The organism is Flexithrix dorotheae DSM 6795 (genome assembly GCF_000379765.1).
Classification (GTDB): domain Bacteria; phylum Bacteroidota; class Bacteroidia; order Cytophagales; family Flammeovirgaceae; genus Flexithrix; species Flexithrix dorotheae.
Genome location: NZ_KB903476.1, coordinates 491,185 through 503,609, shown reverse-complemented (window position 1 = coordinate 503,609; position 12,425 = coordinate 491,185). Strand labels below are relative to the sequence as shown.

At 35.9% G+C, this 12,425-nt stretch carries 6 protein-coding genes; 3 read left to right on the top strand and 3 right to left on the bottom strand.

Translation table 11 applies throughout. The features are described 5' to 3' along the window. Nucleotides 1-44: 44 nt before the first annotated feature. The 3 genes from A3EM_RS0132680 to A3EM_RS44325 all read right to left on the bottom strand — a co-directional run bounded on the left by A3EM_RS0132680 (nucleotide 45) and on the right by A3EM_RS44325 (nucleotide 7,613). Nucleotides 45-6,224, bottom strand: a complete 6,180-nt coding sequence (locus A3EM_RS0132680; protein WP_083925346.1) for a carboxypeptidase-like regulatory domain-containing protein — start codon at nucleotides 6,222-6,224, stop codon at nucleotides 45-47. A 127-nt stretch (nucleotides 6,225-6,351) separates the two neighbouring features. Further along, nucleotides 6,352-6,771, bottom strand: a complete 420-nt coding sequence (locus A3EM_RS0132675) for a c-type cytochrome (RefSeq protein WP_020532480.1) — start codon at nucleotides 6,769-6,771, stop codon at nucleotides 6,352-6,354. Between the two features lie 131 nt (nucleotides 6,772-6,902). Further along, entirely contained in the window at nucleotides 6,903-7,613 is a 711-nt protein-coding gene (locus A3EM_RS44325; protein ID WP_020532478.1) for a TapB family protein, read from the bottom strand. 360 nt (nucleotides 7,614-7,973) lie between these two features. On the opposite strand from A3EM_RS44325, the gene A3EM_RS0132660 reads away from it, so the two are divergent. From A3EM_RS0132660 to A3EM_RS0132650, 3 genes are all read left to right on the top strand, one after another. After that, nucleotides 7,974-9,059 (top strand): DUF2652 domain-containing protein, encoded by a 1,086-nt coding sequence (locus A3EM_RS0132660; RefSeq protein WP_020532477.1) that lies wholly within the window; start codon nucleotides 7,974-7,976, stop codon nucleotides 9,057-9,059. A gap of 432 nt (nucleotides 9,060-9,491) precedes the next feature. Beyond that, on the top strand, nucleotides 9,492-11,150 hold the full coding sequence (gene rho / locus A3EM_RS0132655; protein WP_020532476.1) for a transcription termination factor Rho: 1,659 nt from the start codon (nucleotides 9,492-9,494) through the stop codon (nucleotides 11,148-11,150). Nucleotides 11,151-11,275: 125 nt separating this feature from the next. Further along, nucleotides 11,276-12,343, top strand: coding sequence for a mandelate racemase/muconate lactonizing enzyme family protein (locus tag A3EM_RS0132650; RefSeq protein WP_020532475.1), 1,068 nt, complete (start codon nucleotides 11,276-11,278; stop codon nucleotides 12,341-12,343). The last annotated feature ends 82 nt before the right edge of the window (nucleotides 12,344-12,425 follow it).

The window sequence follows — 12,425 nt, the reverse complement described above, 5'->3', positions numbered from 1 at the left end:
AAGTTAAGCCATGTCTTGCCATTTAAATTTTCTTAAAACTCAACTCAGTCCATCTCCACTTTTTTCATTTTTTCCCTGCCAAAAAATACCGGGAAATACATTTGTTCTGCCTTTGCCGGATTTACGGTGTAGGTTCCCGGATATCTGGTTTCCAGGTTTACCTGAAAGGAATAAGTGCCAGGGTTTAAGTTTTCACAGAAAATAGAAACTTTATCCCTGAAATATTCCCTATGGGCTTCCAGCCAATAGTTATTTCCAGCATGTTTATCTCCGTAAGAACAGCCTGCAGGGATGGGAATTTCAATCATCACATACTCCGATTTTTTTAACACTTTCACCTCTGCTACGAGTGTAATTCTTTTTCCACTTTCCAAATGTACCAGGGCACTGCTATCTTCCTCAAAATAAGTGTTTACTTCAAATTCCTGATCTACCTTTTCAGGTGTTTTATTCCAAAAGGTCTGGCTTGACATAACAAATATGGGCAGGTTTCCTGATTTACTTATTGTTAAGTTTTGAGGTTTATCTGACTCTAATTGGTAAGGGAATTCGGTAATGATTTGTTCAATAGCTCCGGAAAGCACCAGTTTACTTTCCGTTTGATTATTCTTCTTGCCTTTAATTATATCTGGCAGAATTGTTTCTAAAATCTGAGCTGATTCGCTGGTGTTTCTCCAATAGCCACTACGCTTCTTTTCCAGAAAATAATTTCTGATTTTTTCCCGGTACCCTTCAAATTCTTGTTCATCTTCCAAAAGTCGGTAAGCCATCAGGGTAGTGATAATGGCATTTTTCTCAAACCAGTATTTTTCCTCTCCCCAATAAACTCCGCCAAATAAAGTTTCTTTTTGCAGTTTTTTTAAAGTGTCCAGTTGGTAATCCAGCTGATGGATTTTTCGCAGTTCCTGTAATTTCATAAAGCTGTACAAATCCAGTGTAGTGTCCTTGGTGATTAAGTCAAGGCTTCTCTGGTAAGAAATGGGGTATTCCAGAAAAGTTAAAGTTTTGAGTATATCCAGTTGTTGTTCATGGGAAACCACTTCAAGATTATTATAAAGGTAATTGGCTGTTTTGTCTAGGTATTTGGTTCCGGCAAACCCAGCGCTTTCCGCTTTTAATAGGGCATCGGCTACATAGCTGGTCATCCAGATATTGGAAGAAGAATTGGGCCACCATCCCCAGCTTCCATCTTGTTTCTGAGCATTCTCCAATTTATCCACCAGTTTCAAAATGTCTTTATTATGCTTAAAATCCTGTCCCAGTTCCTCCCTGATTTTCTTTTCCATCAGGTAAGCCTTAAGCTTGGAAGCAGATTGCTCATTACAGGCATAAGGATAATCCTGAATGTGTTTTAGTTCGTCCAAAAGTACTTCGAATACATTGCCATTCACCTGTAAAGTCCAATTGTTAAATCCTTCCTTTGGGGAAATAGTGACAGAAGTATCAGTGTTTAGCACCATAAAATCACCAATACTTTCAGATACGCCAATCTGATAAACCGGGATTTCTCTCAATTCCCCATCAAAATAACCATTCTCCCTTTCAATCTGATATTTTACTGCAATTGTATCTTCGGAAGTAGCCGAGATATACACACTATCAATTTGGGCATCTTTTACCCAGTGTGACCAACTGGCGAGTTTTTGATTATTCAGCTCAAAAAAGGAATTGACTTTTACAGAATCCTGCTCGTAGTTTAATATTTTCCCAATCAATTGTGTAGAATCTCCCTTCACTAAAAATCTGGGAAGGGTAAGGTTAGCCGCCAGAGGTTTGAATGACTGAATAAAACTGTTGGTTTTTCCCGATAATTTCTTTTTACCCACTGCAATGACATGTGTATCCCAACCTGTAATGTCATCGGGGAATTTGGCCGTAAAAGTAGCTTTGCCAAACTGATCAGTGATCAATTGTGGTTCCCAAAAAGCATAATCTGAAAAATTCTGCCTCAACCCGCTTGGGCTTTGTGTTGCACCAAAAGGCTGAAACGTATCCTCAGAAGTTTTGGGTTGAATGCCACTTTTAGTCACTACAATTATTATCCCCTCTGCAGCCCTTGAGCCATAAATAGCCGTTGCTTGTTCCCCTTTTAACACATCAACAGTTAATATAGAGTCGGAGGTAAAATCGGATAATTTACCTGCGTAAGGAACACCATTGATGATAATGAGTGGATTGTTTTCAGCCGAAATGGAATTTGCTCCCCTTATTTTTATGGTTGGGGCATTTGTAACAGTTACTCCAGAAGCTCTTCCCTCTAATCTTCTTGAAACTCCATAGCCAACCACCACTACTTCTTCCAATGCCTGTATATCCGGTACTAGGGATATATCCATGTAGTTTTGCCTATTTACTCTTATTTCATTTGTCGTAAATCCAATATAACTGAAGATCAAAGAAGCTCCTACAGGCACATCAATACTGTAATTGCCATCAATATCTGAGACAGTTCCCTCTGCTGTACCTCTTATTAAAATGGAAACACCGGGAAGGGGTTCTCCATCCTCCGATTTAACTGTCCCAGAAATTTTTTTATACCCACCAGGAGCAATCAGGCTGGAAGCATGGTAAATACCACCATGTGTTGTTGCTATTGAGGCTGTCATATTGGCTTTCCTTCGGGTAGCATATCCCACTATCGAAATTTCTTTTAAAACCTGAAGAGTATCAATGGTTTGTAAGGCGATTTTATAATGTCCATAAGCGTTTATAGGGATATCCCGAATTTTTTTGTCTGAACAGTTTATGGTTAAAGTATCTCCCGGATTAGCCTTTATTTTAAAATTTCCATCAATACTGGAAAAAGTGCCCAAATGCTGATTTTTTAGCGTGATAATCGCCCCGATTAATGGATAACCGTCCATACCTGTGATTTTGCCTGAAATGAAATTGCTATTTTCTGAGAGATAAAAAACTACAGAATCACTTTTCGGAACAGGTTGGTGGAATGGTTTTACAGAAGTATGAATCTTCTCCGGGTTTAGCCTCAAAAAATTAATTCCATTAGGTACAATTTCAATTTGCTTTTTGGTGAAATATCTGTTGCTGTCCAGCAAAAAAATCATTTGATAATTGCCAGCCGGAAGGTTTTCAATTTTTCTGATATTTCCGCTAATGGATTTTACCTGTAATTTTTCTTTGTGAAATAAAATGACTTCCTGAATACGGTGATTGGGTTTATCAAATTCGAAAACAAAATGGCCTGAGTTAACCGAACCAGGAATTTCCCTCCAGTTTTGGTTAATAAAATAATCAATGGTAAAAATGTCTTCTTCTATTAATTGGGGAAGCTCAAAAGTATCTTTGGGTTTTTCCCAATGTGGTCGTAAAAGTTCACTTTCCCGAAGTACCCAATCATTGATCCAGGGAGTTTCCCTACTGTCATTCAAAAAATAATTGTTTCCAATAATTTTATCATTGAATTTCATCTTGATTTTACCAGGATAAAGATCGTATCCGTAGAATGGCTCCCAATCCAATCTGATTTTGAAATAATCGGGGGAAACAAATGTCATGGGCAAAGGACGGAAAGGTCCAATTACCAAGTCAGTTTTTGGGGAATGATTAAAATGATGCCCTGCATTTCCCGGGATGGCATAAATCTTATCTTGTTGCTTAAAATAGGAAGTATCTGCATAAAATTTATTTTTATATAATATGAGTGTGCGGTTTAGTTTGTCCTGTTCCCATTGAGTGAAAAACTTTCCCAAAGTATCGCAGTGCACAAATTCAGGAAGATTATCTAGATCAAGCGAAAAAATAGTTTTCTTTTGATGGGGAATATAAAAGCTGTCAATTTTCAGGTATTCATTAGAAGTTCTCAATTCAATTTTGTGTGCTCCGGAATCCAGTTGAAAGGAATATCTTTTGAGGTGGTCAGTATCTTTGAAATAAATTAATTGATTGTCTACCGTAATTGTGTAAACAGGAATACCATAACCATTTGCCACTACATGAGGAGAAAATTGTGTGATGCTGTCCAAAGCCGGCATTTCAAATTGATAAAATCCATTTTCAGGATATAGAAAATTGTAATATTCAAGGGAATCCAGCTTCATGGTTTTTTCCCAAAAGTCGAAATCTAGCAGCGTTTGTCCATTTTCCTGAAATACATCATAGTAGGGAAATGAAAATTCATTGTAATATTTTCTGTTTTTTGATTTGATATACCAGGCTGGTAGATCCGGGCTATTGTCAGCCTCAAATTTGCCAGTATAGGCATAGGCAGTCAGGTCAATATTTGGCAAGGGTTTTCCAGCATGGTTACTTACCAGAATATTCATTTCAACTTCTTGCCCCGGGTAAACTTTTTGGGGATGAATAATTTTCACATCCAGGTCCTTTCTCCGGTAGGGAATGGAATAGCTTTGTTCTTTTTTATTCCCTGCCCAGATATAATTGTAAGCGATAAAATAGTTTTCCCGAAGATTGGATTTTCTACTAAAATCAAGTGAAGTGGCATTGCCTTCAGCTATGATTTTATTATTGCGATAAATGGTGTACCAGAATGGTAATTTTCTGGGGTTTTCCATAATGATTTTCACGGAATCCTGTGTTCTGTGTGTAAGGCATTCTATGCGTTCCTGTTCATTTGAAATAGCAATGTTTATTGTTATACTATCTGTTTTCAATTGGTAATTTGTAGCGTATGGATTTAATTTAATTTTATCTGAAAGTGAGATTTCTTGTTTGAAAATCAGTTCATTTTCCTGCCATTCCAGCAACATTCCCTTCCTGGTTTTTAAAGCTTCAGGATTTCCATAATCCACAAACAGGCTGTCTTTTTCAAGCTTCAATTCAATAGGACGATAATCCTTAAAGAACTTTCCATTGAGGTTTCCCTGGTGAATTTCATTATCAGCGTTCGTGAAAAAAGTATGAATTTTATAAGCCAGGTCCACGTTCCCAAAGATGGAATCCGGAATATTTACTTTGGTTTCACCTATCGCTTCCAATGATACTTCATGCCGCCAAAGTGTATCTGGAACGAATAGAGAATCAGAATAATAGGTAAAAATGGACGGAGATAAAACAGAAATTTGGGCTTTGCCATCCAGCACATTCAGCTGATTGGCATCTTTCGCCTGGAGTATTACAGATTGCTTTTCACCTTTGTAAACAGTTTCTTTGGCTAATCTGGAAGTAAAATTCACATTATCCAATTCGTAATCTTCATAATGGAGATAGGTAGACATTACTGACTTATCCTTGTATTTGAGAATTATTTCAGCATTTCTATCGAGATTGAGCCGAAGGGAATCGTGTAAAATAAATTGATAGGAATATCCGCCTTTCCGGTAAGGAGAAACTTTACCCAGATGAGTATCCTTGCTGCCATATTGTGCTATCCAAAGATCCAGCTTTTTGCTGATGCCTTTCCCCTTTTTTCTGGTAATTATCGCTTTAAGTTTTACTGTATCAGCCGGGCGATATTTTGGTTGGTTCAAAACCATGAACCCCCTGAATTTTTTCTTGTAATTATAAAAACTGGAGTTATTTCTGTAATCCTCATCGAATATCCCAAAAACCTTTCGCACAACTCCATGGGGTTCTCCCCATTTTACGGAACGATAAATATTTCTTCCAAAATTGTAGAAAGGAACCCAAATGTAGCTGATGGGCACACTGTAGATGATGTTATTCTTTGTGCGTTTTATCCAGGAGTTTTTTTTGTTTTTTTCAATATAGAAAAAATGAGATTGCCCATTGTAATTTACCTTCACCCAGCCATCCTTTTGTCTTTTTCGGTTAATAAATGTGTTGGTTTCAGGATTGAGTTTTAATTTTTTTTGCTGTACAAAAACCTCCGCATCTACAATCGTATTTCCAGCGGTGTCATGCACCAGGATGGCTAAATCAGTCTGGTTGTTCAACAATTTGATATCCACCTGATTTTCAGAAATAATTTCGTAATACAATTGATTTTCTCTGGCTTCTACGAAAAGATAGTGGCCGAAATCCAGAGGTTTTCGGTAAACACTATCGATTTTGAAAGAATCAACAAGGGTATGGAAAAAGCTTGAATCGATTAGATACAAGCCGTTTTTATAAAGCACTTCTGCTCTTTCATTTTCTATATTAAAAATGTAAGTATTTAGGCTGTGCCTTTTGCTGATTAAAAGTTTGAAGTCCTCAGGATGTTGAGCGAATAGCTGGTTTGACACGCCTATTAAAAAAATCCCTGAAAGTAAAGTGGTAATAAACTGGTAGTAAAACATTTTCATAAGCTGTAGTTTTTGGGTTTATACCAACAGGATGCAGCCATTATGAAAATTCCATAAAGAGGGGTGACATTTTTTTAGAATAGAGGGAAATACAATAAGAGATTAGCGATTTTTTTCAGGAAAAACTTCATTCTTCACAATTTTCCAACTGTTCAGAAACGGTTTGGAAATTAATAGTAGGCAAATCATTTCCAAAATTTTTCAGCACATAGTTGATGATATTGGTAATTTCCGAGTCAGTGAGGTTGGGGTTAGCCGGCATGTTTTCATGATACTCAATCCCATTTACAATAATGGGCTGATTCATACCATAACGGATGATACAAGCCAGTTTTTCAGGATATTTTTCCAGGTAATCAGCCTGGGCGAGAGGTGGAATAATTCCTCTTAAACCTTCCCCTTTTTCCAGATGGCAGCTTTGGCAATGCGTTTCATATAGTACAGCGCTTTTATCTCCTCCTTTTACAATGAAAAGAATGGCCAGGAGCACAGCTCCTACTGCTATAAAAGGAATAATTTTAAATATAGATTTTGAGGTTATGCCCATAATTTTTGAGTGGTTAGGTATTGTTGGCTCAAAAATAAGGGAAGAAGGGAGATTTTTTCTGGGGGAATGAAAGGATTTGTTGGGGAAATCAAAAAATAAAAGGCCCTCATATTACCGAGGGCCGGAAAGGATTATTTTTTATAACCTGTTAAAAGAGTATATCCACTCATTTTGCCTTTTTTATCATAAGACTCCATTTTTACCATACCCACATCTTTGCTAATCCATTCAATTGCAGAGGTTTCAAAAGTCTTTTTTATTCCCATGATTTTTGTCTCCATGGTAGAATTATAGCTAATTTTATAACATTCAAAAGTACCGGCAGGGGTAGTGATAGATTCTTTTGCTTCTACTTTTCTATTATATATATTGATGTCAGAATCTGCCATTGCCATTGCAAGTGCCGGATTGTCCGAATTAACTTTTACGGTAAAGTTAGCTTCTTTTAGGGTTTCCCCAACTGAAAATGTACTTGGAAGTTCCAGCTGGCTACCTTCAAATTCTATATTGATTCCCTCCATTTCCTGCATATTCTGAGGAGCAAATCTGCTTAAATCGAGTTTGAAAACACCATTTTCACATTCCATTTCAATTTCAGCGGAATTTATTTCCTTATCCTTTTGATCCTGCATAGTCATTTGAGTAACATAAATTACATGATCACCTCCTCCTTTTACCTCCTTAATTACCATTGTGGTTTTGCCAGAGGGTTTTCCTTTGCCATTATAATTTGTTTGTTCAATTTCAGTCCCTTCATCGTAATTAAAATAAGGATTGCATTGTGAAAATGAAAGGTTAGTTAAGCCAAGCAAAAAAGTGAGAATAAATAGGTTTTTTAACATGGGTATTTGTTTTTAGTTTCAGAAAAATTTCAATTCAAAAAATCTTCAAGTTTTTAGGGAAAGAAATTCCCAATACATGAAGTTAATTAATAAATAGATGAAAAAGTAAACTTATAGAATGGAAAACTTTTGTAAAATGTGATAATCAATTTGACCTTTTTACAGATAAGTGATGTTAGTAGATATAAACTTAAGAAGTTTTCTTCCCTTAGGTCAGTTATTAAGAGTTTCCTACCTGAATTTATAGGTTAAAGGGTTTTAAGGGGTATCCAGTAAATAATGTTAAACATTCCACAATTTTTTAATACTATACCGCTAGGTCAGTGCTTTTCCGATTAATGTAAATTTTCGATAAATATAATGGAGATTAAAGAAGGTGAATCGTTAATTTTTCTGCCAGATATTTCAGGGTTTACCAAATTTGTTACCCAAACAGAAATAAATCATAGTCAGCATATTATTTCAGAACTTTTAGAAATTATTCTGAATGCAAATGAAATTGGAATGGAGGTAGCTGAAATAGAGGGAGATGCGGTGTTTTTTTATAAATATAATGAAATTCCTACTCCGGCAAAGCTTTTCAATCAGGTGAAAAGAATGTTTTTAGATTTCCATAGCCAGATTAAATTATATGAAGCAAGAAGGATTTGTAATTGTGGAGCTTGTACATCTGCAGTAGGACTTACCTTGAAATTTGTGATTCATGAAGGTAACTTTCGGTTCATTAATGTAAATCAGAATAAAAAACCGTACGGAGCTGATGTAATATTAGCACACCGATTGCTCAAAAATAATATAGATTCTAAGGAATATGCTTTATTTACTAATAACAATATAAATATTAAACATTCCGATTTTCTACCTGTAACACAGGGTTCGGAAAATTATGAAGGAATTGGTCAGGTACAGTTTAATTATATCGAATTAGCACCCTTAAAAAAGAAAATCGTAGCAATTCCGGATAGAAAAATAGGGAATTTAGAAAAGGAACCTTTAACCCTGGAAACCCTGGTGGAAAGTCCTGTGAATGAAGTAGTAGAAATGGTGACAAACCTCGAGTTGAGAACCAGCTGGAATAAAGAAGTGGATAAGTTTGAATATGTGAAAAACAGGGTTAACCGGCAAGGAATGAAGCATATTTGTGTAATTGGAAATCAAAAGATTTCATTTGAAACTGTAACTAACGACTTTGGTGATAATAAAGTAATTTATGGAGAAAAAACTAATCAGTTTCCTTTAGTAAAAAATTTTACCACTTACTTTATTTTCGAAAAATCAGGAAATGATTATACAAAGCTGACTATTGAACTGCATATGACCCCTCTTCCGGTGATAGGCTGGATGTTGGTTCCTCTTTTTAAGAAAAAAATGAAAGTAGAAATGGAAAAAACTCTGAGAGCGATAAAATCGATTTGTGAAAATGAATCTTTTAGCCTGGTAAAATAGTATTATTTCCTTTTAATCGCGCTATACTGTATTAATTAACCAGGAGTCTTGGACAGTAAGTTTACCAAAAAAGAAGTGGTAAATTAGCCGAAGATCACAACTTCTATGAGATTCATTCAATAGTTTTCATAAAAATATATTGGCATTTTAGGAATTTTGACCAGTAAAATAATTGGAGAAAAACCATAGTAAATTACTTTATTTGGGAAATGTAATTTTTTTGTTAGTATTACTGTATAAAAATTACTTCTTTCCTTTGCTATTTTGAATTAACTACCATATAATTGTAGTCTCAAATCAATATAAATAATCGCTCACTTTTTGATTTAAATTTTCCTCTCTCAAAGGATTTTTCATTAAATCATTCTAATAAAGATTAATAATTAAGCATTTTTAAAACTATTGGTTTAGTCTTAAACCACATTTTACAGTATGTACACGATTGAAGACTTGGACATCAGACTCCTTTCGGAGCTGAAAGTTATTGCAGAGGAGCTTGGACTTAAAAATTTCAAGAAATTACCTAAAAAAGAACTGATTTATAAGATATTAGATCAACAAGCTATCCTTCCAGATTCAGAATTACCAAAAAAAACAGACATTCCCACCGATAAGTCAAATCAGAAAAAAAAGACCGAGGCACCGAAAGAGTCAAAAAGTGGCTTTGAACCCACCAAACGGCAACGGGTGAAAAGAGAGAATGTAAAAAAAGGGGTGGAATCAAAAGCTCCTTCTAAAGAAGGTAATAGTGATAATCAGAATGAAAAAGAGGAGACTGTAAGGAGGCTGAAACCAAGAAAAGACGTCATTGAATCCCCCAAAAAGGAAAAAGAGGTCGCAGAAAATAAAGAAGTTGAGGCTAAACCTCATAAGCCAAGACAAGAGTCGGGGAAAGATAACAAAGATGAAGATAAGGGAAATAGCAATGAAAACCGGCCAAATAAATCGAAAAAACAGGGCGGATCAATCAGAGAATTTGATGGTGTAATTGAAAATGAAGGCGTTTTGGAGATCATGCAGGATGGGTATGGATTCCTAAGGTCATCAGATTATAATTACCTTGCCAGTCCTGACGATATCTATGTGTCTCCGTCCCAAATTAAATTATTTGGATTAAAAACAGGAGATACTGTAAAAGGACAAATCAGGCCTCCAAAAGACGGTGAAAAATATTTTGCATTGTTAAGAGTGGAATGGGTAAATGGGAAAACTACAGAAGAAATACGAGACAGGGTTCCTTTTGAGTACCTAACGCCATTGTTCCCCGATGAAAAATTAAACCTGAGTAGCAAAGGAGCAGCCATGTCAACCAGAGTTTTGGATTTGTTCTCACCAATCGGAAAAGGACAAAGGGGTATGATTGTTTCCCAGCCAAAATCTGGTAAAACAGTGCTCTTAAAAGAAATTGCCAATGCAATAGCTAAAAACCACCCTGAATGCTTCCTGATAGTGTTGCTAATTGATGAAAGACCTGAAGAAGTAACAGATATGGCCAGAAGTGTACGTGCTGAGGTGGTTTCTTCAACTTTTGATGAGCAGGCAGAAAGACATGTAAAAGTTTCTTCTATTGTATTGGAAAAGGCGAAGAGAATGGTAGAGTGTGGGCATGATGTAGTAATTCTTCTTGATTCTATCACAAGGTTAGCCAGAGCTTATAACACTGTTTCCCCATCTTCAGGTAAAATTTTATCAGGTGGTGTGGATGCCAATGCACTTCATAAACCTAAAAGATTTTTTGGAGCAGCAAGGAATGTAGAAAATGGAGGTTCATTAACCATTATTGCTACTGCCTTAATTGAAACCGGTTCTAAAATGGACGAAGTAATTTTCGAAGAATTTAAAGGAACTGGTAATATGGAATTGCAACTAGACAGAAAATTAGCCAACAAGCGAATTTACCCTGCCATAGATGTGATGACATCTGGAACAAGAAAAGAAGATTTGCTGCTTGATAAGGATACCTTATCAAGAGTTTGGATTCTGAGGAAATTTATGTCAGACATGAATCCAAATGAAGCTATGGAATACCTGCTTAATAACATGAGGGGAACAAGAGACAATGAAGAGTTCCTGATTTCAATGAATGGGTAATTAATATTCCAAATATTTCCGAAAAAGGAATATTCCAGGCTTTTAAATAAAAATTATTGAGGTAAATGTGGAGTTGAACCCACGTTTACCTTTTTTTGTGCCCAAAAACTAATTAAACAATAACCATGAAAATACAGAAGATAAACATTAGTAAGGAAAACCTTGGACTTACCAGGCCTTACACTATTGCTTACAAAACCGTTGATTCCGTTGCCGTGAGTTTTGTGGAAATTATTGGAGAAAATGGCCTATCGGGTTATGGTTCCAGTAATCCAAGTAAACCGGTAGTTGGAGAATCGCTGGATGATACCATGAAAGTGCTTGAAAATGAAAATTTCGATTGGCTGGTGGGTCAGGATATCAGAAACTTCTATAAACTATTGCATGAAGTCCATGCCCGTTATCCGGAAAACCCGGGAGTTAGAGTAGCGCTGGATGTTGCTTTATATGATATTTTCACGAAGTACCTGGGTGTTCCGTTGGTCACATTTCTTGGGGAAAAAATAAAATCTCTTCCAACTTCCATTACAATTGGGATAAAAAATGTGGAAGAAACCCTAGAGGAGGCCAAAGAATATGTAGGAAGAGGCTTTAAAAATTTAAAAGTGAAGTTGGGTATCTCCATAGAAGAGGATATTGAGAGGCTTACAAAGATTAATGAATTGTATGGGAATAAGATTATTCAGAGAATAGATGCAAACCAGGGTTATAATTTTGACCAGATAGTTGAATTCTATAATCGAACCAAGCATCTTAAACTGGAATTGATAGAGCAACCGATTGATGCTAAAAATATCGATCCTATGCGTAATCTACCATCTGAAATTAAAAACATAATTGCTGCAGATGAATCGTTGGTATCTCCAAAAAATGCCTTCACTTTAGCCGCTCCTCCTTCAGCTTGTAGGATTTTTAATATTAAGCTGATGAAATGTGGGGGAATATTTCCTGCTATTGAAATTGCTACAATATCTCAATATTCTGGTATGGATTTAATGTGGGGATGTAATGATGAAAGTATAATAAGTATTTCTGCAGCATTGCATACTGCATTTTCATGTAAAAATACCAGGTATATTGATCTTGATGGTAGTCTTGATTTGGCCCGGGACTTGGTGAAAGGGGGCTTTATTATAGAGGAAGGAGAAATGAGAATCTCAGGTAAGCCGGGCTTAGGTGTTAAAAGAATTTAATGGATTGAAAACAAAAAGGAGGACAATCCATAAAAAGAATGTCCTCCTTTTCTATATTTTAGAGCCAATTATTAAAACATTA

Coding starts and splice junctions, on each gene's coding strand:
- A3EM_RS0132650 (WP_020532475.1), top strand. CDS start 11,276: ATGAAAATACAGAAGATAAACATTAGTAAGGAAAACCTTGGACTTACC.
- rho (WP_020532476.1), top strand. CDS start 9,492: ATGTACACGATTGAAGACTTGGACATCAGACTCCTTTCGGAGCTGAAA.
- A3EM_RS0132675 (WP_020532480.1), bottom strand. CDS start 6,771: ATGGGCATAACCTCAAAATCTATATTTAAAATTATTCCTTTTATAGCA.
- A3EM_RS0132680 (WP_083925346.1), bottom strand. CDS start 6,224: ATGAAAATGTTTTACTACCAGTTTATTACCACTTTACTTTCAGGGATT.
- A3EM_RS0132660 (WP_020532477.1), top strand. CDS start 7,974: ATGGAGATTAAAGAAGGTGAATCGTTAATTTTTCTGCCAGATATTTCA.
- A3EM_RS44325 (WP_020532478.1), bottom strand. CDS start 7,613: ATGTTAAAAAACCTATTTATTCTCACTTTTTTGCTTGGCTTAACTAAC.